The following is a 22,849-nucleotide window of genomic DNA, read 5'->3' as shown; positions in this document are numbered from 1 at the left end:
TATCTCTTTACCTATGGAAGTAGATAAAGACGATGCCGACCAGCCCTCCCCGATCGAGTTCCGCCTGGACCCGGTCTCCGGCGTCCCGACCTACCTGCAGCTCGTGCAGCAGGTCGAACAGGCGCTGCGGATGGGCTGGTTGACCGAGGGGGACCGGCTGCCCCGGGTGCGCGAGGTGGTGGCCGGGCTGGCGATCAACCCGAACACCGTGCTCAAGGCGTACCGCGAACTGGAGCACCGCGGCCTCGCGGCCGGCCGCCGGGGCCAGGGCACCTTCGTGCGGGGCCTGCCCGCCGGGGTGGTGCCGCTGCGCGAGCGGGCCGAGCTGCGCCGAGGGCTGCTGGACTGGATGCGCTCGGCGCGGACCGCCGGGCTGGACGAGGAGGGGATGGCCGCGGTGTTCGAGGACGCGCTGCGCGACCTGCGCGAGGACCGGGACGGGGTGGTGGCCTGATGGCCGTGGACACGGTGATCGACTGCGCCGGGCTCGGCAAGCGCTACCGGCGCTCCTGGGCGCTGCGGGACTGCCGACTCGCCGTCCCCGCCGGGCACGTGGTGGCCCTGGTCGGTCCCAACGGCGCCGGCAAGACCACGCTGCTCAGCCTGGCCGCCGGACTGACCCTGCCGAGCGAGGGCGCGCTGACCGTCCTCGGCGACCAGCTGCCCGGCTCCCCGCGCGCGTTGGACCGGATCGGCTTCGTCGCCCAGAACGCCGCGCTCTACCCCGGCGTGCCCGTGCGCGACCTGCTGGCGATGGGCCGTCACCTCAACCGCCGCTGGGACGACGCCCGGGCCCGTACCCACCTGGACGGTCTCGGCATCCCGCTGGACCGCAAGTACGGCCGCCTCTCCGGCGGCCAGCAGGCCCAGGTCTCGCTCGCGCTGGCACTCGCCAAGCGTCCCGAACTCCTGCTGCTGGACGAGCCCCTGGCCGCTCTCGACCCGCTCGCGCGGCACGACTTCATGGCCGTGCTGCTGACCGCGGTGGCCGAGGACGGGATGTCGGTGGTGTTCTCCTCGCACGCCGTCAACGAGCTGGAGCAGAGCTGCGACTACTTGGTGGTGCTCGGCGCCGGCCGGGTCCAGGTCGCGGGGGAGGTGGACGACCTGCTGGCCGGCCACCGGATGCTCACCGGCCCGACCGCCGAGGCCGACCGGGTGGCCGGGCAGCTGCCGGTGGTCCGCGACCGCCGGGCCGGCGCCCAGTCCCACCTGCTGGTCCGCACCGGCGGCGTGGACGCCCCGGTCTCCGGCTCCTGGCACCAACAGCGCGTCGGGCTGGTGGAGTTGGTGCTCTCCTATCTGCGCGAGCCGGCCGCCTCCGCCCTCCCCGGCCCGCGCGGGGCCGTCACCCCGAACGAGAAGGTGCTGCTGCCGTGAGCTCCCTGTCCCTCGCCCCGCCCCGCTCCGCCGTCCTGCGGGCGGCCGGGCTGCGGCACCGGCCCGCACTGCTGACCCTGCTGACGGTGATGGCCGCGATCTCCCTCGGACTGCTGGTCCACGGCTGGTACCTGCACGACGGCCTGGCCCGCACCGGCGCCGCCTCCTGCGACCCGGCCACCGACGCCTGCATGGCCATGTACAAGCAGTTCCTGCGCGAGTACGGCGACGGCCTGCTGGCGCTCGACTCCGTGTTCTACGTCCTCGGCGGGGCCTTCGGGGCCTTCCTCGGAGGCCCGCTGCTGGCACGGGAGTTCGAGCACGGCACGGTGCGTTTCGCCTGGACCCAGGGCGCCGGGCGGACCCGCTGGACGGTGGGAGGCCTGGTCATGGGCGGCGCGGTGCTGGCCGTCGTGGCGGTGCTGTTCGGACTGCTGCTGCGCTGGTGGAGTGGTCCGTTGACGCTCCGGGTCGGGGGGTTCAGCCCGGAGGTCTTCGTGCAGAATCCGCCGGTGCTGGTCGGACGGGTGCTGGTGGCCTTCGGGGCCGCGGTGCTGGCCGGTGCGGTGCTCCGCCGTACGGTGGTCGCGGTGGGGGCCGGCCTGCTGGCCTCGGTCGCGCTGCCGTTCCTCGCCCACTCCGTGCGCGCGCACTACCTGCCTCCGCTGGAGGACGCGGTGCACTCCATGAAGCCCATGGCGCTGGACGACCGCTGGGTGCTGAACGTCTGGTTCTCCGACCCGGCCGGGAAGCGGATCCCGACCGGCGCCTTCTACGACATCGGCGGGGACTTCGCCCACCTCCAGGAGCTGGTGCGCGACGGCGGCTACACCGCGCACGAGGTGTACCAGCCGGCGAGCAGGTTCTGGCCGTTCCAGTTCATCGAGTTCGGCTGGACGCTCCTGCTCGCGGTGGCGCTGTGCGCGGCGGCGGTCTGGTGGGTGCGGCGCCGGGCGTTCTGAGCCCCGGCGGTCAAGATCTCTTGAAGAGGTTCTGTCAAAACCCTTGCGGGAGTGCGGCGTCAGGGCTTTTCCTTTTTCTCGTTAGGAAAGTTTCCTAACCCACGAGGAATCGGAGCGTCCCATGCGCCCTCAGCCCCGTCGTGCCCTCCGCATCGCCCTCGCCGCCGCCCTGGTGGCCGCGCCGCTGACCGTCGCGGCCACCTCGGCGGCCCAGGCCGCCCCGTCGCCGGCCGCCGCCGTCCAGTTCAAGGGGGTCGGGCTGGACGACCCGCACAAGAAGGACATCGCCATGCAGCTGGTGTCCAGCGCGGAGAACTCGTCGCTGGACTGGAAGGCCCAGTACAAGTACATCGAGGACATCAAGGACGGCCGCGGCTACACCGCCGGCATCATCGGCTTCTGCTCCGGTACCGGTGACATGCTGGACCTGGTCCAGCACTACACCGACCTCAAGCCCGGCAACATCCTGGCCAAGTACCTGCCGGCCCTGAAGAAGGTCAACGGCAGCGAATCGCACGCCGGCCTCGGCTCCGCCTTCGAGAAGGACTGGGCCACCGCCGCCAAGGACACCGTCTTCCAACAGGCCCAGAACGACGAGCGCGACCGGGTGTACTTCAACCCCGCCGTCAACCAGGCGAAGAGCGACGGTCTGCGCGCGCTCGGCCAGTTCGCCTACTACGACGCCATCGTCATGCACGGTCCGGGCAACAGCTCGGACAGCTTCGGCGGCATCCGCGCCGCCGCCATGAAGAAGGCCAGGACGCCCGCCCAGGGCGGCGACGAGGCCACCTACCTCAAGGCCTTCCTGGACGCCCGCAAGGTGGTCATGAAGAAGGAGGAGGCGCACTCGGACACCAGCCGGGTCGACACCGAGCAGCTGGTCTTCCTCAACGCCAAGAACTTCGACCTCAACCCGCCGCTGAAGTGGAAGGTCTACGGCGACAGCTACGCCATCAACAGCTGACGCCCCGGCAGGCGAAAGGGCCGGGCCCGGCGGCCGTGAACCGGCCGCCGGGCCCGCCGTCCGTCCCGCCGCGGGTGTCAGGCGCTCGCGGTGTAGTCGTAGAAGCCCCGGCCGGACTTGCGGCCCAGCAGGCCGGCGTCGACCATCCGGGAGAGCAGCGGGGGAGCGGCGTACAGCGGCTCCTTGTACTCGTCGTACATCGACTCGGCGATCGAGACGATGGTGTCCAGGCCGATCAGGTCGCACAGCCGCAGCGGGCCCATCGGGTGGGCGCAGCCGGCCTCCATGCCCTTGTCGATGTCCGAAGCGGTGGCCACGCCCGTCTCGAACATCCGCACCGCGGACAGCAGGTACGGCACGAGCAGCGCGTTGACCACGAAGCCGGCCCGGTCACGGGCGCGGATCGGCTCCTTGCCGAGCACCTGGGAGGCGAACGCCTCGACCCGCTCGGTGGTGGTCGCCGAGGTGGTCAGGGTCGGGATGACCTCGACCAGCTTCTGCACCGGCGCCGGGTTGAAGAAGTGCAGGCCGATCACCTGCTCCGGGCGGCTGGTGGCGGCGGCCAGCTTCACGATCGGGATCGAGGAGGTGTTGGAGGCGAGGATCGCGTCGCGGCGCTCGACCACCCGGTCCAGGGTCTCGAAGATCCGGACCTTGATGTCCTCGCGCTCGGCGACGGCCTCGACCACCAGGTCGCGGTCGGCGAAGTCGGACAGCTCGACGGTGAAGGACAGCCGGGCCAGCGCCTCGTCCCGCTCCTCGGGCGTCAGCTTGCCCCGCTTGACGGCCGTCTCCAGGGAGTTGGTCAGCCGGGTGCGGCCGAACTCCAGCGCCTCACCGCTGGCCTCAGACACCAGGACGTCCAGCCCGGCCCGGGCGAAGACCTCGGCGATTCCCGACCCCATCAGGCCGCAGCCGATCACTCCGACGCGCGCGATGTCACTCACTCAGTTGCCCTTCGACGGTGCTGGGGGTCGCCCAGCCAGCGGGTGGCCCAGCGAGCTGCTGGACAACGGGCCGGTGCGCCGGAATGGGTGCACCGGTCACCGTCCCGACGACGTTACTACTCCGTACCGGCCAGTAGGTCACCCCCTCCCCGGCAGGGTGCCACGGTCGGGAGTCCCCCGAACGAGTGAGGCGGCGACCCCGGACCCGTGTGCCCGGGCCCGGCTCCGCCCGGCGCCCGACAGAATGCCGCAGACGGGGGCCGGGGGCGGAAGAGGACAGGGCCGGGCACGCGAAGGGAGTACGGGGTGTCGACGGGATCGCTCGCAGGACAGGTCGCCCTGATCACCGGGGCCGGCCGGGGCATCGGCCGGGAACTCGCCATCGGCCTGGCCGCCGAGGGGATGTCCGTCGGCCTGGTCGGCCGCACCCACGAGACACTGACCGAGACCCTCAAGGAGTGCGTCAGGCGCGGCTCCCGGGGCGTCGCCGTGACCGCCGACGTCACCCGCCCCGGCTCGGTGCGCGAGGCGGTCCGGCTGGTCGAGCGCGACCTCGGGCCGATCGACCTGCTGGTCAACAACGCCGGCCTGGTCGACCGCGCCGAGGTGCCGCTCTGGGAGACCGACGCCAACCAGTGGTGGCAGGTGATCGAGACCAACCTGCGCGGCCCCTACAACCTGCTGCGCTGCGTGCTCCCCGGCATGGTCGCCCGCCGGCGCGGCCGGGTGATCAACCTCAACTCCGGCTTCGCGCTGCGCCCGGACGGCGACTACACCGCGTACGCCACCTCCAAGGGCGCGCTGCTCCAGCTCTCGGACAACATGGCGGACTCGCTGGCCCGCAACGGCGTCGTCGTCCTGGACATCAGCCCGGGCGCGGTGGCCACCGACATGACCGCCGGGATGCCGATGTTCAAGGGCACCACGGACTGGGGCTCCATCCCGTACATGGTCGCGGTCACCGTGGACGCGGCCCGCGGCCGCTTCGACGGGCTGCACGGGCGCTTCATCCACGCCGGCCGGGACGACCTGGAGGAACTGGTCAACCGGGCCGACGCGATCCGCGCCGCGGACGCCCGCACGCTGCGGCTGCGCCCGTACAAGGACGACGACCCGATGCTCTGACCGGGGCGTTCAGGCGCAGAGCTGGCTGGCGGTCACCGGCTTCAGCCCCGCCTTGGCCAGGCCGTCCAGGATGCCGGGCAGTGCGTCCACCGTGCACTGGTGCCCCATGTGCAGCGCCACCACCGAGCCGCCGCGCACCGAGTTCAGCACCCGGCGCTGCAGCTCGGCGGCCGAGGGGTCGTTGTAGTCGCGCGGATCCACGTCGAAGGACAGCACGTGCTCGTACCCGACCGCCCTGGCCTGCTCGCGCACCATCGGGGTGGCGTACTGCGCGGCGGAGGGGCGGAACCAGCGGCCGATCGAGCCGGTGAGCCGCTGCAGGCACTCGGCGCACTGGGCGATCTCGGCACGCGCCTGGTCGGGCGCCATGGCCGAGATGTTGAGGTGGTTCTGGGTGTGGTTGCCCAGCTCGTGGCCGCCGTCCAGGATCCGCCGGGCCATCTGCGGCTGCTGGTCGAGCCAGCTGCCGACGACCATCACAGTCACCCTGGCGCCGCGCTGCTCGGCGGCCTCCAGCAGGGCGGTGGCCAGCTTCGGGTCGCCGCTGCCGTGGAAGGTGAGCGCCACGTTCCTCCCGGTGCGCGGGCCGTACGCGACCTCGGCCGGGGTGCCGGGCGCGAGCGGCGGCAGCACGGGCGGGGCCGGCGGGGCGGAGGGCTGGGCGGCGGCCGCGGCGGCGGTCGGCCCACCGTCGGGCCCGGGCTCCGCCGGGGCGGTGGGCGCGGGGGAGGCCGGGCCCTCCGCGCCGTTCCAGGCCGGGTCGGTGGTGTGCTGCGGGTCCACGGTCCCGGGGTGCGCGGCGAATGCCCCCGGGTCGGCCCGGCGGAGCGTTCCGGTGCCGCAGGCGGTGAGCAGGCCGCCGGTGGCGGCGAGGGCGGCGATCCGGGCGGTGGCGCGCAGTACGGTGCGGCGGTCGGCAGTCATCGGCAGCCAGCATAGAGAGGACGGCTCCGGCGGGCGATCCGACCCGACCGGGCCCGCACCGGCTTTGACGTGCACACACTCTGTGATCGGGTGTTGCGTAAACCTGAACTCCCGCTGTTTCCGCGGCGTGTCCTTGGATACGATCACCGCACACCGCGAGTTGACCGGCGGTGGCCAAACTCTTCCGGCATTGCGCATTGGGGGCGGACAGGATGTACGAGGACGGCGCGGCGACCGGCCGGAGCACGGACACCGAGTGGGACTGGGCCAGAGCCGAGGACTGGCAGCCCCCGAGCGAGCTGGACACCGGCGTCCCGCACACCGCCCGGATGTACGACTACTACCTCGGCGGCAAGGACAACTTCGAGGCCGACCGCAAGGCCGCCCAGGCCGCGATATCCGCCTACCCCGCGCTGCCGCTGCTGGCCCGCACCAACCGGCAGTTCCTCGGCCGCGCCGTGGAGCTCGTCGCGAGCCGGGGCGTGCGCCAGTTCGTCGACATCGGCACCGGCATCCCGGCGGTCGGCTCCACCAACGAGGTCGCCCAGCGGGTCGCCCCGGACGCCCGGGTGGTGTACGTGGACAACGACCCGATCGTCGCCACCCACGCCCGCGCCCTGCTGGCCGGCCACCCCACCGGGCACACCTCGGTGATCGAGGCCGACCTGCGCGACCCGGCCGCGATCCTCGGCCACCCCGCGCTGGCCGGCGCCGTCGACCTCTCCCGGCCGGTCGCGCTGATGCTGGTCGCCGTGCTGCACTTCATCCGCGACGAGGAGGGTGCGCAGCAGATCGTCCGCACCCTGCGCGACGCGCTCGCCCCGGGCAGCGCGCTGATCCTCTCCCACGGCAGCCCCGACTTCGCCTCCCGCGAGAGCGCCTCCGAGGGCACCCGCATCTACCGCAGCGCCAGCGCCCCGCTCGTGCTGCGCCCGCGGTCCGGCGTCGAACCCTTCTTCGGCGACTTCGAGTTCGCCGGCCCCGGGCTCGTCCAGCTCCCGCTCTGGCGCCCCGTCGCGGGCCACGTGCCCACCTCCGAACTCCCCGAGGGCTGGCAGGACGTCTCGGCGTACGCCGGTGTCGCCTTCAAGAAGTAGCCCCGAGCGTCCGTCGGGGTCCGGTCCCGGCGCCTCCCTCCTGCGCCGGGACCGGACCGTCGAAGCCTGGGAATCACCACTGACAGTCCCTCGCCGCCGCGGGTACCCTGCGGCGTGACCACCACCGACCTGCCCCCGCTGCCCCCCGGCGTCGCCGAACTGCTGCGGGCCGTCGACGCCCCGCCCCGCCTGGTCGCCCACCTCGCCCTGGTGCACGAGGTGGCCGGGGAGATCGTCGGCTTCTGCGCCCGCGCGGGCCTGGCCTTCGACCACGAGGCCGTCCTGTACGGCGCCGCCACCCACGACATCGGCAAGACCGTCCACCCCGAGGAGCTCTCCGCCCCCGGCTCCCTGCACGAGCCCGCCGGGTACGCCCTGCTGCTCGCCCGCGGCGTCCCCGAGCACCTCGCCCGCTTCGCCCGCGGCCACGCGAGCTGGGACGGACCCGGCGTCACCGTCGAGTCTCTGCTGGTCAGCCTGGCCGACAAGGCCTGGAAGAACAAGCGGGTCCCGGACCTGGAGGACCTGGTGGTCGAGCGCCTCGCCGCCGCCGGCGGGCAGGAACGCTGGGAAGCCTTCCTCGCCCTGGACGACCTGCTCACCCGGATCGGCGAGGACGCCCCGCGGCGGCTCGCCGTCCAGGCCGCCCACCCGGTGCGGACCGGGTGAAAATCGGCGCGACACGACGGGCGGGCCGGTGTTAGCTTCCGCGACATGGAACCCCTGAGCGAGAACGAGATCCGCGCGTCCTTCGTCAACTGCTCCAAGGGCGAGGCCCGCCGGCTCAACCTGCCCCGGGGCCTGGCGGAGCTGCCCTGGGAGCACCTGGACTTCCTCGGCTGGCGGGACCAGGGCGCGCCCGACCGGGCGTACCTGGTGGCGCCGTACCAGGGCGAGCCGGTCGGCCTGACGCTGCGCTCGCCGGTGATCCGGCGCAGCCTGACCAAGACCAACGTGTGCTCGCTGTGCATCACCGCGCACGCCGGGTCCGGGGTCGCGCTGCTCGCCGCCCGCCGGGCCGGGGCGGCCGGGCGCGAGGGCAACACGGTCGGCACCTACATCTGCGCCGACCTCGCCTGCTCCCTCTACGTGCGCGGGCTGAAGAAGTCCACCCTGGTCACCCGGCCCGACGAGTCGCTGCCGCTGGAGCTGCAGATCGACCGGACGGTGGGCAACCTCGGCGGCTTCCTCGCCAAGGTGCTCGCCACCGCTGCCGTGTAACGGCTCCGGGCCTGTCCGTGCCCGCACCTCTCCGTGCCCGCGGGGCTCGGCGCCCGTACGGTTCGCTGCCCGCGCTGCTCAGGTCCCGCGCAGCTGGTCCAGCTCGCGGCGCTCCCGCTTGGTCGGCCGCCCGGCCCCCCGGTCCCGCGTCCCGGCCGCCGCGACGAACTCGCGCGGCGGCCGCGGCGGGCTGTTGTCGACCAGGCACTGCGCCGCGACCTCGGCGCCGACCCGCTTGCGGATCAGCTTCTGCACCACCACGACCCGTTCGTGGCCCTCCTCGCGGACCCGCACCTCGTCCCCGGGCTTCAGCGCCTGGGCCGGCTTGGCCCGCTCGCCGTTCACCTTGACGTGCCCGGCCCGGCAGGCGGCCGCGGCCAGCGCCCGCGTCTTGACCAGCCGGACCGACCAGATCCAGCTGTCCACCCGCACACTTCCCTCGTGTTCAGCCATTCCCGGAGCCTACCCAAGGCCGGCCGCCGGTCAGCCCCGGGCGGCGCCCGGCGCCTCCTGGACCGCCCAGCCGTTCCCGTCCGGGTCGTTGAAGAACACGAAGTTGTTCCATGCCTCGCCGTGCCCGTCCGCGCGGCCCCCCGCCACGAAGTGCTGGACCGGGCTGACCGCCACGCCCCGCGCCGCCAGTTCGGCGTGCGCCTTCTCGATGTCCGGCACCACCAGCTGGAGCCCCTTGACCGATCCGGGCGGAGAGTCGATCACCCCCTTGCCCACCACGATGGAGCAGGACGAGCCGGGGGGCGTCAGCTGGACGACCCGGATCCCGTCCCGCAGCAGGGTGTCGTGGTCGACGGTGAACCCGGCCTGCTCCTCGTAGAAGAGCTTCGAGCGGTCCACGTCCGACACCGGGACCACCACGACTTCGAGTTTCCACTCCATCGCCCTCACCCCTCTCGGTCGGGCTCTTCCAGTATCCGTCCGTAATCGCTCCCGGGGGCCGTCGGATAGCCTGAGAACACGATGAATCCCCAGACCACGCCCGCCGCGACCCCGCCGGACACCGCTTTGGCCACCCCGTGGGGCGCCTTCGAGTTCACCCGTTTCCCCGTGGACCCGCGCGAGCGGCTGCGGGCCTGGGACGCCGCCGACGAGTACCTGCTGCGCCACCTGGCGGGCGAGGCCGACAGCGCGGCCGGCGCCGCGACGGAGCTGGCCGGCCGCACGGTCGCCGTCCTCGGCGACCGCTGGGGCGCGCTGACCACCGCGCTCGCCGAGTACCGGCCGGTCCAGATCACCGACTCCCACCTCGGCCGGCAGGCCACCCTGGTCAATCTGGCCCGGGCCGGCGCCGCCGTCGACGAGACCCGGCTGCTCACCACCCGGGACGCCCCGCCGGAGCGGATCGACGTGCTGCTGGTGCGCGTTCCCAAGAGCCTGGCCCTGCTGGAGGACCAGCTGCACCGGCTCGCCCCCGCGCTCCACGAGGGCACCGTGGTGATCGGCTCCGGCATGGTCACCGAGATCCACACCTCCACGCTCCAGCTCTTCGAGCGGATCCTCGGGCCGACCCGCACCTCACTGGCCGTGCGCAAGGCCCGGCTGATCCTCTGCACCCCGGACCGGGCGCTCGACGCCGGTCCCAACCCGTGGCCGCACCGCTACGCGCTGCCGTCGGACATCGGTGCCGCCTCCGGCCGTACGGTCGTCAACCACGCGGGCACCTTCTGCGCCGACCGGCTGGACATCGGCACCCGCTTCTTCCTGGCCCACCTGCCCGTCCCCGCCCCCGGCGCCCGGGTGGTGGACCTCGGCTGCGGCAACGGAGTGGTCGGTACGGCCGCCGCGCTGGCCGGGCCCGGCGCGGAGCTGGTCTTCGTGGACGAGTCGCACCAGGCGGTGGCCTCCGCCGAGGAGACCTTCCGCACCAACCTGGGCCCGGACGCCCCGGCCGGGTTCCTGGCCGCCGACGCCCTGGCTCCGGACGTGGTCGCCGCCGGCTCGGTGGACCTGGTGCTCAACAACCCGCCGTTCCACTCCCACCAGGCCACCACCGACGCCACCGCCTGGCGGATGTTCACCGGTGCCAAGCGGGCGCTGCGGCCCGGCGGGGAACTCTGGGTGGTCGGCAATCGCCACCTCGGTTACCACGTCAAGCTGCGCCGCCTCTTCGGCAACTGCCAACTCGTCGCCGGTAACCCCAAGTTCGTGGTGCTGCGGGCCGTCAAGCGCTGACCGGGCCGCCCCGCCCCGGCGGGGTCCGGCACGCACTCCTTGCATGAATTTTCCGCCACGCGTATATTCATGCCACGACTAAGGAGGAACGCCATGGCATTGCGAGTCGCCGTCGCCGGCGCGAGCGGATATGCGGGCGGCGAGGTGCTGCGCCTGCTGCTCGGCCACCCGGAGATCGAGATCGGGGCGCTGACCGGCGGCTCGAACGCGGGCACCAGGCTGGGCGCGCTCCAGCCGCATCTCCTCCCGCTCGCCGACCGCGTCCTGGAGGCCACCACCCCCGAGGTGCTGGCCGACCACGACGTGGTGTTCCTGGCGCTGCCGCACGGCCAGTCCGCCGCCGTCGCCGAGGAGCTCGGCCCGAACGTCCTGGTGATCGACTGCGGCGCCGACTTCCGGCTCAGGGCCGCCGCCGACTGGGAGCAGTTCTACGGCTCCGCGCACGCCGGCACCTGGCCCTACGGCCTGCCCGAACTCCCCGGCCACCGCGCCGCGTTGAAGGGCAGCAACCGGATCGCCGTGCCCGGCTGCTACCCGACGGCCGTCTCCCTGGCGCTGTTCCCCGCCTACGCCGCGCGGCTCGCCGAGCCGGAGGCCGTGGTGGTCGCCGCCTCCGGCACCTCCGGCGCCGGCAAGGCCGCCAAGCCGCACCTGCTGGGCAGTGAGGTGATGGGCAGCGTCAGCCCGTACGGCGTCGGCGGCGTCCACCGGCACACCCCGGAGATGGCGCAGAACCTCACCCCGCTCGCGGGCGAGCCGGTCTCCGTCTCCTTCACCCCCACCCTCGTCCCGATGCCGCGCGGCATCCTCGCCACCTGCTCGGCCAAGGCCCGGCCGGGAGTGACGGCGCAGAGCCTGCGCGCCGCCTACACCGAGGCGTTCGCGGACGAGCCCTTCGTCCACCTGCTGCCCGAGGGGCAGTGGCCGCAGACCAGCAGCGTCTACGGCGCCAACACCGCCCTGGTCCAGGTCGCCCTGGACGCCGCCGCCGGGCGGATCATCGCGATCAGCGCGATCGACAACCTGGTCAAGGGCACCGCCGGCGGCGCGGTGCAGAGCATGAACATCGCCCTCGGCCTGCCCGAGGAGCTCGGCCTTCCCGTGAACGGAGTCGCACCGTGAGCACGACCACCAACGTCGGAGTGACCGCAGCCAAGGGCTTCCGCGCCGCCGGCGTGACCGCCGGCATCAAGGCCTCCGGCACTCCCGACCTCGCCCTGGTGGTCAACGACGGCCCCTCGCTCGCGGCCGCCGGCGTCTTCACCGCCAACCGGGTCAAGGCCGCGCCGGTGCTCTGGTCCGAGCAGGTCCTCAAGGGCGGCCGGGTCTCCGCGGTCGTCCTCAACTCCGGTGGCGCCAACGCCTGCACCGGCCCGCTCGGCTTCCAGGACACCCACGCCACCGCGGAGAAGGTCGCCGCGGAGCTGGGCCTCGGCGCGGGCGAGGTCGCCGTCGCCTCCACCGGCCTGATCGGGGTACGGCTGCCGATGGACATCCTGCTGCCCGGGGTCGCCCTGGCCGCCGGCGAGCTTGGCGAGGCCGGCGGCGAGGCCGCCGCGATCGCCATCAAGACCACCGACACGGTGCACAAGACCGCCCAGTACACCAGCCCGGCCGGCTGGACGGTCGGCGGCATGGCCAAGGGCGCGGGCATGCTCGCCCCGAGCCTCGCCACCATGCTGGTCGTCCTCACCACCGACGCCGACCTGGACAGCGCCGCCCTGGACGAAGCGCTGCGCGGCGCAACCCGCACCACCTTCGACCGGATCGACTCCGACGGCTGCATGTCGACCAACGACACCGTGCTGCTGCTGGCCTCCGCCGCCTCCGGCACCACCCCGGAGCGGGCCGAGTTCGCCGAGGCCGTCCGCACGGTCAGCGCCGACCTGGCCCGTCAGCTGATCGGCGACGCGGAGGGCGCGAGCAAGGAGATCCGGATCGACGTCACCGGCGCCGCCACCGAGGACGAGGCGGTCGAGGTCGCCCGGACGATCAGCCGCAACAACCTGCTCAAGTGCGCCATCCACGGCGAGGACCCCAACTGGGGCCGGGTGCTGGCCGCGATCGGCACCACCTCCGCCGCCTTCGACCCGAACGAGCTGGACGTCGCCATCAACGGCGTCTGGGTCTGCAGGGCCGGCGGCGTGGGCGAGGACCGCGACCTGGTGGACATGAAGGGCCGCGAGGTCGTCATCACCGCGAACCTCAACGCCGGTACGGCGGGCGCCACGCTGTGGACCAACGACCTGACGGCCGACTACGTTCACGAGAACAGCGCCTACTCGACCTGATCCGCGTCACTTCGTCCGCGACACCCTGAGCCGCGACACCCTGAGCCGCGGCAGCCCGAGCCGCGGCACCTGATCCGCGACATCCTCCCCCAGCCCGCGGCCGGGGGGACCCCCATCGACGAGGGAATTCCGTGCAGATCGCACCCAAGGGCGAACAGGCCCGCAACAACACCGCGTTGCCCAAGGCCATGACGCTGATCGAGGCGCTGCCGTGGCTGGAGCGCTTCCACGGCAAGACCGTCGTGATCAAGTTCGGTGGCAACGCGATGGTGGACGAGAGCCTCAAGGCCGCCTTCGCCCAGGACGTCGTCTTCCTGCGCTACGCCGGTCTGCACCCGGTCGTGGTGCACGGCGGCGGCCCCCAGATCAGCGCCCAACTCGACCGGCTGGGCCTGGAGTCGAGCTTCACCAACGGCCTGCGGGTCACCACCCCGGAGACCATGGACGTGGTCCGGATGGTGCTCGCCGGCCAGGTGCAGCGCGAGCTGGTCGGTCTGCTCAACGGGCACGGCCCGTTCGCGGTCGGCATGACCGGCGAGGACGCCCACACCATGACGGCGGTCAAGCGCTACGCGGTGGTGGACGGTGAGCAGGTCGACATCGGCCTGGTCGGCGACATCGTCAACATCGAGTCCGGCGCGGTGAAGGCGATGATCGCCGACGGCCGCATCCCGGTCATCTCCTCGATCGCCCGCGGTACCGACGGCCACGTCTACAACATCAACGCCGACACCGCCGCCTCCGCCCTCGCGGTCGCGCTGGGCGCCGAGATGCTCGTCGTCCTCACCGACGTCGAGGGCCTCTACAAGGACTGGCCGAACTCGGACGACGTGATCAGCCAGCTCACCGCGAGCGAGCTGGAGGAGCTGCTGCCCGACCTGGCCAGCGGCATGCTCCCCAAGATGGAGGGCTGCCTGCGCGCCGTCCGCTCCGGCGTGGGCACCGCCCGCGTGCTGGACGGCCGGGTCCAGCACAGCCTGCTGCTGGAGATCTTCACCGACGAGGGCATCGGCACGATGGTCGTGCCGGACGACGAAGCGACCGTGACCGGGGGACTGGCATGACCGGCGGGACCGACATGACCGACGTGACCGACGTGACGCACAACGAGCAGCTCGCCCAACGGTGGCAGCACTCCTTCACCGACAACTACGGCACCCCCCGCATCCCGCTGGTGCGCGGCGAGGGCAGCAAGCTCTGGGACGCCGACGGCAAGGAGTACACCGACCTGCTCGGCGGCATCGCCGTCAACGCCCTCGGCACCGCCCACCCGGCCGTCGTCGAGGCCGTGAGCCGGCAGATCGCCACCCTCGGCCACGTCTCCAACCTCTTCATGGCCGAACCCACCATCGCCCTCGCCGAGCGGCTGCTGGAGCTGGACGGCCGCCAGGGCGGCCGGGTGTTCTTCTGCAACTCCGGCGCCGAGGCCAACGAGGCCGCCTTCAAGATCAGCCGGCGGACCGGCCGCACCCACCTGGTCGCCCTCCAGGGCGCGTTCCACGGCCGCACCATGGGTGCCCTCGCGCTCACCGGCCAGCCCGCCAAGCAGGACCCGTTCCGGCCGCTGCCCGGCGACGTCACCCACGTCCCGTTCGGCGACGTCGAGGCGCTGCGCGCGGCCGTCACCACCGGGACCGCCGCCGTCTTCCTGGAGCCGATCCAGGGCGAGAACGGCGCTGTCCCGCTGCCCGAGGGCTACCTGCGGGCGGCGCGCGAGATCACCCGGGCCACCGGCACCCTGCTGGTCCTGGACGAGATCCAGACCGGTGTCGGCCGAACCGGCCACTGGTTCGCCCACCAGGCGTACGAGGGCGTGGAGCCGGACGTGGTCACCCTGGCCAAGGCGCTTGGCGGCGGTCTGCCGATGGGCGCGGTGCTCGCCTTCGGGCCGGCCGCCGAACTACTCACCCCGGGCCAGCACGGCACCACCTTCGGCGGCAACCCGGTGGCCGCCGCGGCCGGGCTCGCGGTGCTGGACACCATCGAGTCCGAGGGCCTGCTGGAGCACACCCGGAAGCTGAGCGAGCGGCTGCGGCACGGAATCGAGGCGCTCGGCGACCCGCTGGTCTCGCACGTGCGCGGGGCGGGCCTGCTGCTCGGCATCGTGCTCACCGAGCCGGTCTCGGCGCGGGTCCAGGCCGCCGCGCAGGAGGCGGGCTACCTGGTCAACGCGGCCGTTCCGGACGCCGTCCGGCTGGCCCCGCCGCTGGTGCTGACCGAGCGGGAGGCGGACGCCTTCCTGGCCGCGCTGCCGGGCATCCTCCGGACGGTGCGCGAGAGCGCCCCGGCCGATGCGAGTTGACCGTCGTCCGGGAGAATAATCACATGACCGCTTCCCGCTCCGGTTCGTCCGCCGCCGGCCCGACGCCGCAGGTCCCGCAGACCCGCACCGCGCGCCACCGGCGGATCGTGGACCTGCTCACCCGCCAGCCCGTGCGTTCGCAGAGCCAGCTCGCCAAGCTGCTCGCCGACGATGGACTCGTGGTGACCCAGGCCACCCTCTCCCGGGACCTGGACGAGCTGGGCGCGGTCAAGATCCGCAACCGGGACGGCGCGCTGATCTACGCCGTCCCGGCCGAGGGCGGCGACCGCACGCCGCGCGCGCCGATGGGGGAGTCGGCCAGCGAGGGCCGGATGGCCCGGCTGGCCGGCGAACTCATGGTCTCCGCGACGGCCTCCGGCAACCTGGTGGTGCTGCGCACCCCGCCGGGCGCCGCCCAGTTCCTGGCCTCGGCGATCGACCAGGCCGAGGTCTTCGAGATCATCGGCACCATCGCCGGCGACGACACCGTGCTGCTGATCAGCCGCGACCCGGCCGGCGGCCAGGCGCTCGCCGACCACCTCATGCAACTCGCCCAGGCGAAGGCGCAGTAGCGCCGCGCGGCGCCTGACCTCGACGAACCCCGGCCGACGGAGAGCCCTCCGGCCGGGGTTTTGTGTTTCATACGGCATCGTGCATACTTATGCCGTCCACTGCACATGCATGAAGGAGTCACGCGATGACCGCCGAGCAGCCCTCCGACGTCCGCCTCTGGGGCGCGCGCTTCGCCGACGGCCCGTCCGAGGCGCTCGCCCGGCTCTCGGCCTCGGTCCACTTCGACTGGCGCCTCGCGCCGTACGACATCGCCGGCTCCAAGGCCCATGCCCGGGTCCTGCACAAGGCCGACCTGCTCTCCGACGAGGAGCTGGCCGGCATGCTGGACGGCCTGGACCGGCTGCTGGCCGACGTCCGGGCGGGCACCTTCACCGGCACCGTCGCCGACGAGGACGTGCACACCGCCCTGGAGCGCGGCCTGCTGGAGCTCCTCGGCCCCGACCTCGGCGGCAAGCTGCGGGCCGGACGCTCGCGCAACGACCAGATCGCCACCCTGTTCCGGATGTACCTGCGGGACCACGCGAAGACCATCGGCAGCCTGCTGCTCGACCTCCAGCAGGCCCTCGTCGGCCTCGCCGAGGCGCACCCGGACACCGCGATGCCGGGCCGCACCCACCTCCAGCACGCCCAGCCGGTGCTCTTCGCCCACCACGTCCTCGCGCACGTGCAGGCCCTCGGCCGGGATGCCGAGCGGCTGCGCCAGTGGGACGCCCGCACCGCCGTCTCGCCGTACGGCTCCGGCGCGCTGGCCGGCTCCTCGCTCGGCCTCGACCCGCAGGCCGTCGCCGCCGAGCTCGGCTTCGAGGGCGGCTCGGTCGGCAATTCCATCGACGGCACCGCCTCGCGCGACTTCGTCGCCGAGTTCGCCTTCGTGACCGCGATGGTCGGCGTCAACCTCTCCCGGATCGCGGAGGAGGTGATCATCTGGAACACCAAGGAGTTCGGCTTCATCACGCTGCACGACGCCTTCTCCACCGGCTCCTCGATCATGCCGCAGAAGAAGAACCCGGACATCGCCGAGCTCGCCCGCGGCAAGTCCGGCCGGCTGATCGGCAACCTGACCGGCCTGCTGGCCACCCTCAAGGCGCTGCCGCTCGCCTACAACCGGGACCTCCAGGAGGACAAGGAGCCGGTCTTCGACTCCTGCGACACGCTGGAGGTGCTGCTGCCCGCGTTCACCGGGATGATGGCCACCCTCACCGTGCACCGGGAGCGGCTGGAGGAGCTGGCCCCGGCCGGCTTCTCGCTCGCCACCGACATCGCCGAGTGGCTGGTCAAGCAGGGCGTGCCGTTCCGGGTCGCGCACGAGGTGGCCGGCGCCTGCGTCAAGGTCTGCGAGGCCGAGGGCATCGAACTGTCCGACCTGACGGACGGGCAGTTCGCCGCGATCTCGGAGCACCTGACGCCCGAGGTGCGCTCGGTGCTCAGCGTCCACGGCGCCATCGCCTCCCGCGACGGGCGCGGCGGAACGGCCCCCTCTGCGGTCGCGGTCCAGCTCGCAGAGGTGAAGGCGGACCTGGCGCGGCAGCAGGAGTGGGTCCAGGGCTGACCCCGCGCGGGCGGCCGGTCCGCCGACGGAGGGGGCGACCCCCGGCGCGGTCGGGATCGATGCCCGGGCGCGACGGGATCGACCCCCGGTGCGACAGGGGAGGGGCGCGGCGGTTCGACCGGCGCGCCCCTCCCCTGTCCGTGCCCCGGCCCGGGCGTAACCGGCCCCGCCCCGGGCCGTCATGCACGGTGTGTGCACTCCCCTCCGACCCGCCCCCTCCGCCGAGGACGTCTACCTCGCCGAAGCCCGCCGCCGCGCGGTCCGCGAGACCGTCGCCGCCCTGCCCGGCCGCTGTCCGCAGCTGATCGCCGCGCTCGCCGAGGACCCGCCGCCCACGTACCGTGAGCTCTCCGAGCGGCTCGGCATGCCGCGCGGCTCGATCGGCCCCACCCGCTCGCGCTGCCTGGCCTGCCTGCGGATGCTGCTCCACGCGGAGCGCTACCCCTGAGCGCGGGCCCGTGCGACCGGGCGGAACCCGTGCGGCACGGGAGGTGACCCTGCTCACGTCCGCCCCCGCGAAGGTTGAGCGGAGCTGACACCCGGGTAGAGCGCTGGCGAACGCAGCTCTTGACGGTGGTGCGATCGCTCGGATACTGAGCGTGAGCGCGCCACCCTCTGCGCGCCGGGCACGACGACTGGGGAGGCCCCTCCACATGGGCATGAGCGTGATCATCTCGGCTGCGGAGGCCGAGGACGCGGAGCAGATCCTCAAGCTCCAGTACCTCGGCTACCAGCCCGAGGCCGAGCTGTACGGCGACTGGGCGATCGAGCCCCTGACGCAGAGCCTGGAGAGCCTGCGCGCCGAACTGTCCGAGGACCACTTCCTGGTCGCCCGACTGGGCGACGAGGTGGTCGGCACCGTCCGCGGCCGCGTCGGCGACGACGGCGTCGCCCGGATAGGGCGCCTGGTCGTCCACCCGCGGATGCAGCGCCACGGCCTCGGCGGCCGCCTGCTGGACGCGCTGGAGCGCCGCATGGCCCAGGAGGGCCCGGTGAGCGCCTACCGGCTGTCCACCGGCCACCGCAGCCTCGGCAACCTGCGGCTGTACGCTCGGCAGGGGTACCGCCAGACCGGGGTCGAGCAGATCACCAGCCGGCTGAGCTACGTGCACCTGGAGAAGGCCGCCGCGACGCCGCTCGCGGCGACGGCCTGATCCCGCCGCCCCGCGCACGTTTTCCGGCGCCGCCACCATCCGGACCACCGGTGGCGGCGCCGAGCCGTATCCATGCAGGCCACAGGGGTATGTGTCCGCATTGCGGACAGCTCCGCCAAACAATTGGGCGGAATTCGACCCATCTGTTTTACTGGCTCACATGACTGCGACGACGAACTGGACCCCCACCGGCACCCTGCCGGCAGGTGAGCGTGCCATGTGTCGTCGAATGTGTCACTGCTGAGGGCCACCGCCCCCGGCGCCCCGCTGAGGGCGCCTCCCCCTCGCGCCCCGAAGCGAGACTCCGGCAGCGCTCCCGCCCGTGCGAGCGCGCCCCTCCTCCCGGACCCCTTCCCCCGTCGTGCCCGCATCCGCGCGGGTGCCGTTGACCTGTTAGGGCCACGCCGTCGCGCGGCCCCGGCGTCCAACGGCCACGATCGAGGGACGCCAGGTCCGGACCCTCCTGGCGCAGCGCCGTGAGGTCGCCCCGCCGACCGCAAGCAGGTCGGGCGGTCGACCCGCGCCGCCCGCCCCCGACCCACGGAAAGCCGCTGTGATCACCACCACGGACCTGACGAAGGTCTACCGTTCCCGAGGCCGCGAGGTGACCGCCCTCGCCGGTGTCGACCTGCACGTCCGCCCGGGCGAGGTCTACGGAGTCGTCGGCACCAGCGGTGCCGGCAAGTCCACCCTCATCCGCTGCGTGAACATGCTGGAGCGCCCGTCCTCCGGCACGGTCACCGTGGACGGGGTCGAGCTGACCGCGCTGGCCGGCGGCGAGAACCGGGCCGGCAAGGAGCTGCGCGAGGCCCGCCGCCGGATCGGCATGGTCTTCCAGCACTTCAACCTGCTCTCCTCGCGGACGGTGCAGCAGAACGTCGAGCTCCCGCTGGAGATCATCGGCCTGGACCGCACCGAGCGCCGCCGCAAGGCCGCCGAGCTGCTCGACCTGGTCGGCCTGGGCGACAAGGCCCGCAGCTACCCCAACCAGCTCTCCGGCGGCCAGAAGCAGCGCGTCGGCATCGCCCGGGCGCTGGCCGGCGACCCCAAGGTGCTGCTCTCCGACGAGGCCACCTCGGCGCTCGACCCGGAGACCACCCGGTCGATCCTCAAGCTGCTGCGCGAGCTCAACCAGCAGCTGGGCCTCACCGTCCTGCTGATCACCCACGAGATGGACGTCATCAAGTCCGTCTGCGACTCCGCCGCCCTGATGCGCGGCGGCCGGGTGGTCGAGTCCGGCGAGCTCACCGACCTGCTCGCCAGGCCCGGCTCCGAGCTGGCCCGCGAACTGTTCCCGCTCAGCGAGTTCGGCACCGGCCACCCCGGCTCCACCGTGCTGGAGATCACCTTCCAGGGCGACAGCTCGGCCCAGCCCTTCGTCTCCCAGCTCGCCCGCACCTACCAGATCGACATCAACATCCTCGGCGCCGCGGTGGAGACCATCGCCGGCCGGATGGTCGGCCGGATGCGGGTCGAGCTGACCGGCGGCCACCAGGACAACGTGGTGCCGATCGGCTACCTGCGCGAGCAGGGCCTGCAGGTGGACGTGATCGGTGCGACGGACGGAGCGGTGGCATGACCTGGGACGAGATGTGGGCCCTGATGGGGCCCGCCACGCAGGAGACCTTCCAGATGGTCGGGGTGTCCGCGGTCGTCACCGTCCTGCTCGGCCTGCCGCTGGGCGTGCTGCTGGTGCTCACCGACAAGGGCGGCCTGCTGGCCAACCGGGCCGTCAACAAGAGCATCGGCTTCGTCGTGAACCTCGCCCGGTCAGTGCCGTTCATCATCCTGATGATCGCGCTGATCTCCTTCACCCGCTGGCTGGTCGGCACCTCCATCGGCTGGCAGGCGGCGACCGTGCCGCTGACCATCGGCGCCATCCCGTTCTTCGCCCGCCTGGTCGAGACCTCCGTCCGCGAGGTCGACCGGGGCCTGGTCGAGGCGGTCCAGTCGATGGGCGGCAGCACCTGGACGATCGTCCGCAAGACCCTGCTGCCCGAGGCCCTGCCCGGCATCGTGGCCTCGGTCACCACCACGGTCATCACCCTGATCAGCTACTCCGCGATGGCCGGCACGGTCGGCGGCGGCGGCCTCGGCACCCTCGCCGTCAACTACGGCTACCAGCGCTTCGAGACCACCTTCATGTGGGTCATCGTGGCCGAGCTGGTGATCATCGTCACCGCCGTCCAGCTGATCGGCGACTTCGTCGTCCAGCGGCTCTCCCACCGCGGGCGCACCGGCGGCCGGACCCGGCTGCTCGGCCGCTCCCGGACGACGCCCGACGAGGACCTCGTCGCCTCCTAGACCTCCCCCGTCCGACCCCGGGCGCGGCTCCCCGTTCCACGCAGAAAGGCACTTTTCGTGCGCAACGTTCTGAAGTTCACCAGCATCCTCGCCACCGCCGGCGTCGCCCTCTCGCTCGCCGCCTGCGGCAGCTCCGGGTCCTCCTCCTCGTCGGACGCGAACGCGCCGCTCAAGGTCGTGGCCAGCCCCACCCCGCACGGTCAGATCCTGAAGTTCGTCAAGGACAACCTCGCGGAGAAGGCGGGCCTCAAGCTCGACATCAAGGAGGTCACCGACTACGTGACCCCCAACACGGCGGTGCAGGACGGTTCGGCCGACGCCAACTACTTCCAGCACGTCCCGTACCTGGAGGACTTCAACAAGAAGCGCGGCACCGACATCGTGTCGGTCGAGCCCGTGCACCTGGAGCCGCTGGGCGTCTACTCCAAGAAGGTCAAGGCGATCGCCGACCTGCCGGACGGCGCCACCATCGGTCTGCCGAACGACGCCACCAACGAGGGCCGCGCGCTCAAGCTGCTCGCCGACAACAAGCTGATCACCCTCAAGGACGGCGTCACCACCGCCGCCACCCCGGCGGACGTGACCGGCAACCCGAAGAACTTCAAGTGGAAGGAGCTGGAGGCCGCCCAGCTGCCCCGCTCCGTCGCCGACCTCGACGCCGCCGTCATCAACGGCAACTACGCGATCGACTCCGGCCTGAAGCCGGCCACCGACGCCCTGGTGCTGGAGAAGGCCGAGGGCAACCCGTACGCCAACATCCTGGCCGTCAAGAAGGGCAAGGAGAACGACCCGCGGGTCAAGAAGCTGGCCGAGCTGCTGCACTCCGACGAGGTCAAGAAGTACATCAACGACACCTTCCAGGGTTCGGTCGTCCCGGCCTTCTGAGCCGCGGTCCGCTCGACACCCTGATCCCGACCGGGCCCCCGCCGCACCTCGGCGGGGGCCCGGTCGGGCAGTATGCGGCAGGGACACTCCGGCCGACCGCGTTCTGACGTACCGTCGTGCGGGCAGCGCACCGCGTGGCACCCGGGGCACGACGGAGGCGTACGGTGTTGTGTTCACGACCCGGCGAGGAGAGACGGCATGGCAGCGAGCTTCCCCGAGACCGCCATCAGCACCGAACGGCTGCTGCTTCGGCCCCTGGCGGAGGACGACGCCCCCGGGCTGGCCACCATGATGGCCGACGACCTCGTCCTCGCCTGGACGGACCTGCCGCACCCCTTCACCGAGGAGTACGCGGCCGAGCTCGCCCGCACCCTCGCCCCCGCCCATCGGGCCGCCGGGCGCGGCATCGTCTTCGCCGTCACCGAGAACCTGACCCAGCGCCTGGTCGGCCTGGTCGAGCTGCGCAACACCGACTGGCGGCTGCGCAGCACCGAGATCTCCTACGTCACCGCCGTCTGGGCGCGCGGCGAGGGCTACGCCCCGGAGGCCGTCCTCGGCGTCGCCCAGTGGCTGTTCGAGGACCGCGGCTTCCTGCGCCTGGAGCTGCGCACCGCCGCCGGGAACACCGCCGCCCAGCAGGTCGCCCAGAAGATCGGCGGCATCAGCGAGGGCGTGCTGCGCAGCGCCTGGATAGTCCGGGGAGAGTCCGGCGAGGCGGTGCCGGAGGCATCTCCCGGCGGCCGGACCGGGGGAGAGAGCCGCAGCGACCTCATTCTGTGGAGCCTGCTCCCGGAGGACCTGGAGTCGCCCGAGCCGCTCCGCGGGGGCTGGCACGGCGACCAGCGCTACGTGCTCCGCGACTGAGCCCCGAAGCCCCTGACCCGGCGTGGACATGTGTGCGAGATGTCGGGGTCCGGGGTACCGCACCCGGTAGCCTCTGGACCGGCACCGCACGACGGCGGATCGAGTGGCGCACCGAGGCGA

At 72.7% G+C, this 22,849-nt stretch carries 25 protein-coding genes; 21 read left to right on the top strand and 4 right to left on the bottom strand.

Features of this window, described 5'->3' with window-relative positions; genetic code table 11:
• The first annotated feature begins 13 nt into the window (after positions 1-13).
• The 4 genes from ACWGJO_RS13485 to ACWGJO_RS13470 all read left to right on the top strand — a co-directional run bounded on the left by ACWGJO_RS13485 (position 14) and on the right by ACWGJO_RS13470 (position 3,306).
• The gene (locus ACWGJO_RS13485; RefSeq protein WP_452183547.1) at positions 14-454 is read left to right on the top strand and encodes a GntR family transcriptional regulator; all 441 of its coding nucleotides are present in this window, start codon (positions 14-16) and stop codon (positions 452-454) included.
• Positions 454-1,380 (top strand): ATP-binding cassette domain-containing protein, encoded by a 927-nt coding sequence (locus ACWGJO_RS13480; RefSeq protein WP_452183546.1) that lies wholly within the window; start codon positions 454-456, stop codon positions 1,378-1,380. The genes ACWGJO_RS13485 and ACWGJO_RS13480 overlap by 1 nt, the downstream gene beginning before the upstream one ends.
• Positions 1,377-2,342 (top strand): hypothetical protein, encoded by a 966-nt coding sequence (locus ACWGJO_RS13475; protein WP_452183545.1) that lies wholly within the window; start codon positions 1,377-1,379, stop codon positions 2,340-2,342. Before ACWGJO_RS13480 ends, ACWGJO_RS13475 begins: the two co-directional genes overlap by 4 nt.
• Positions 2,343-2,463: 121 nt before the next feature.
• Positions 2,464-3,306, top strand: a complete 843-nt coding sequence (locus ACWGJO_RS13470; RefSeq protein WP_359905939.1) for a chitosanase — start codon at positions 2,464-2,466, stop codon at positions 3,304-3,306.
• 77 nt (positions 3,307-3,383) lie between these two features.
• On the opposite strand, the gene ACWGJO_RS13465 is transcribed toward ACWGJO_RS13470, so the two are convergent.
• The gene (locus ACWGJO_RS13465) at positions 3,384-4,253 is read right to left on the bottom strand and encodes a 3-hydroxybutyryl-CoA dehydrogenase (RefSeq protein WP_359905942.1); all 870 of its coding nucleotides are present in this window, start codon (positions 4,251-4,253) and stop codon (positions 3,384-3,386) included.
• A gap of 306 nt (positions 4,254-4,559) precedes the next feature.
• On the opposite strand from ACWGJO_RS13465, the gene ACWGJO_RS13460 reads away from it, so the two are divergent.
• Entirely contained in the window at positions 4,560-5,378 is an 819-nt protein-coding gene (locus tag ACWGJO_RS13460) for an SDR family NAD(P)-dependent oxidoreductase (protein WP_452183544.1), read from the top strand.
• A 9-nt stretch (positions 5,379-5,387) separates the two neighbouring features.
• Here the strand turns inward: ACWGJO_RS13460 and ACWGJO_RS13455 are convergent, their stop codons facing one another.
• A complete protein-coding gene (locus tag ACWGJO_RS13455; protein WP_452183543.1) occupies positions 5,388-6,302 on the bottom strand; it encodes a polysaccharide deacetylase family protein in 915 nt (304 codons plus the stop codon).
• A 212-nt stretch (positions 6,303-6,514) separates the two neighbouring features.
• Here ACWGJO_RS13455 and ACWGJO_RS13450 point away from each other — a divergent pair, with 212 nt between their 5' ends.
• The 3 genes from ACWGJO_RS13450 to ACWGJO_RS13440 all read left to right on the top strand — a co-directional run bounded on the left by ACWGJO_RS13450 (position 6,515) and on the right by ACWGJO_RS13440 (position 8,620).
• A complete protein-coding gene (locus ACWGJO_RS13450) occupies positions 6,515-7,399 on the top strand; it encodes an SAM-dependent methyltransferase (protein ID WP_452183542.1) in 885 nt (294 codons plus the stop codon).
• A gap of 114 nt (positions 7,400-7,513) precedes the next feature.
• Positions 7,514-8,068 carry an HD domain-containing protein gene (locus ACWGJO_RS13445; protein WP_387693113.1) on the top strand — a complete coding sequence of 185 codons (555 nt, stop codon included), beginning with the start codon at positions 7,514-7,516 and terminating at the stop codon, positions 8,066-8,068.
• A gap of 45 nt (positions 8,069-8,113) precedes the next feature.
• Positions 8,114-8,620, top strand: coding sequence for an FBP domain-containing protein (locus ACWGJO_RS13440; RefSeq protein ID WP_387736205.1), 507 nt, complete (start codon positions 8,114-8,116; stop codon positions 8,618-8,620).
• 78 nt (positions 8,621-8,698) lie between these two features.
• On the opposite strand, the gene ACWGJO_RS13435 is transcribed toward ACWGJO_RS13440, so the two are convergent.
• Both ACWGJO_RS13435 and ACWGJO_RS13430 read right to left on the bottom strand, forming a co-directional pair.
• Positions 8,699-9,073 (bottom strand): RNA-binding S4 domain-containing protein, encoded by a 375-nt coding sequence (locus ACWGJO_RS13435; protein ID WP_380549367.1) that lies wholly within the window; start codon positions 9,071-9,073, stop codon positions 8,699-8,701.
• Between the two features lie 30 nt (positions 9,074-9,103).
• The gene (locus ACWGJO_RS13430) at positions 9,104-9,514 is read right to left on the bottom strand and encodes a VOC family protein (RefSeq protein ID WP_452183541.1); all 411 of its coding nucleotides are present in this window, start codon (positions 9,512-9,514) and stop codon (positions 9,104-9,106) included.
• Between the two features lie 126 nt (positions 9,515-9,640).
• On the opposite strand from ACWGJO_RS13430, the gene ACWGJO_RS13425 reads away from it, so the two are divergent.
• The 13 genes from ACWGJO_RS13425 to ACWGJO_RS13365 all read left to right on the top strand — a co-directional run bounded on the left by ACWGJO_RS13425 (position 9,641) and on the right by ACWGJO_RS13365 (position 22,729).
• Positions 9,641-10,807, top strand: coding sequence for a methyltransferase (locus ACWGJO_RS13425; protein ID WP_452183567.1), 1,167 nt, complete (start codon positions 9,641-9,643; stop codon positions 10,805-10,807).
• Positions 10,808-10,900: 93 nt separating this feature from the next.
• Positions 10,901-11,929, top strand: coding sequence for an N-acetyl-gamma-glutamyl-phosphate reductase (argC, locus tag ACWGJO_RS13420; protein ID WP_452183540.1), 1,029 nt, complete (start codon positions 10,901-10,903; stop codon positions 11,927-11,929).
• Positions 11,926-13,098, top strand: coding sequence for a bifunctional glutamate N-acetyltransferase/amino-acid acetyltransferase ArgJ (argJ, locus tag ACWGJO_RS13415; protein WP_452183539.1), 1,173 nt, complete (start codon positions 11,926-11,928; stop codon positions 13,096-13,098). Before argC ends, argJ begins: the two co-directional genes overlap by 4 nt.
• Positions 13,099-13,286: 188 nt before the next feature.
• The gene (gene argB / locus ACWGJO_RS13410; RefSeq protein WP_359906023.1) at positions 13,287-14,162 is read left to right on the top strand and encodes an acetylglutamate kinase; all 876 of its coding nucleotides are present in this window, start codon (positions 13,287-13,289) and stop codon (positions 14,160-14,162) included.
• The gene (locus tag ACWGJO_RS13405; RefSeq protein ID WP_452183538.1) at positions 14,159-15,400 is read left to right on the top strand and encodes an acetylornithine transaminase; all 1,242 of its coding nucleotides are present in this window, start codon (positions 14,159-14,161) and stop codon (positions 15,398-15,400) included. Before argB ends, ACWGJO_RS13405 begins: the two co-directional genes overlap by 4 nt.
• Before the next feature lie 23 nt (positions 15,401-15,423).
• Positions 15,424-15,972 carry an arginine repressor gene (locus tag ACWGJO_RS13400; RefSeq protein ID WP_359905973.1) on the top strand — a complete coding sequence of 183 codons (549 nt, stop codon included), beginning with the start codon at positions 15,424-15,426 and terminating at the stop codon, positions 15,970-15,972.
• A gap of 125 nt (positions 15,973-16,097) precedes the next feature.
• Positions 16,098-17,522 carry an argininosuccinate lyase gene (argH, locus tag ACWGJO_RS13395; RefSeq protein ID WP_452183537.1) on the top strand — a complete coding sequence of 475 codons (1,425 nt, stop codon included), beginning with the start codon at positions 16,098-16,100 and terminating at the stop codon, positions 17,520-17,522.
• A gap of 190 nt (positions 17,523-17,712) precedes the next feature.
• Positions 17,713-17,970, top strand: a complete 258-nt coding sequence (locus ACWGJO_RS13390; protein WP_387693129.1) for a sigma-70 RNA polymerase sigma factor region 4 domain-containing protein — start codon at positions 17,713-17,715, stop codon at positions 17,968-17,970.
• A gap of 205 nt (positions 17,971-18,175) precedes the next feature.
• A complete protein-coding gene (locus ACWGJO_RS13385; protein WP_387693131.1) occupies positions 18,176-18,676 on the top strand; it encodes a GNAT family N-acetyltransferase in 501 nt (166 codons plus the stop codon).
• Between the two features lie 553 nt (positions 18,677-19,229).
• Positions 19,230-20,255: a methionine ABC transporter ATP-binding protein gene (locus tag ACWGJO_RS13380; RefSeq protein ID WP_452183536.1), complete on the top strand. Its 1,026-nt coding sequence runs from the start codon at positions 19,230-19,232 to the stop codon at positions 20,253-20,255.
• The gene (locus ACWGJO_RS13375; RefSeq protein ID WP_359905988.1) at positions 20,252-20,980 is read left to right on the top strand and encodes a methionine ABC transporter permease; all 729 of its coding nucleotides are present in this window, start codon (positions 20,252-20,254) and stop codon (positions 20,978-20,980) included. The genes ACWGJO_RS13380 and ACWGJO_RS13375 overlap by 4 nt, the downstream gene beginning before the upstream one ends.
• A 57-nt stretch (positions 20,981-21,037) precedes the next feature.
• On the top strand, positions 21,038-21,865 hold the full coding sequence (locus ACWGJO_RS13370) for a MetQ/NlpA family ABC transporter substrate-binding protein (RefSeq protein ID WP_401050890.1): 828 nt from the start codon (positions 21,038-21,040) through the stop codon (positions 21,863-21,865).
• Between the two features lie 198 nt (positions 21,866-22,063).
• The gene (locus tag ACWGJO_RS13365) at positions 22,064-22,729 is read left to right on the top strand and encodes a GNAT family N-acetyltransferase (RefSeq protein WP_359905994.1); all 666 of its coding nucleotides are present in this window, start codon (positions 22,064-22,066) and stop codon (positions 22,727-22,729) included.
• The last annotated feature ends 120 nt before the right edge of the window (positions 22,730-22,849 follow it).

The organism is Kitasatospora sp. NPDC054795, assembly GCF_053611565.1.
The sequence above is the reverse complement of the archived record's forward strand: the minus strand, read 5'-3'. Positions and strand labels throughout refer to the sequence as shown.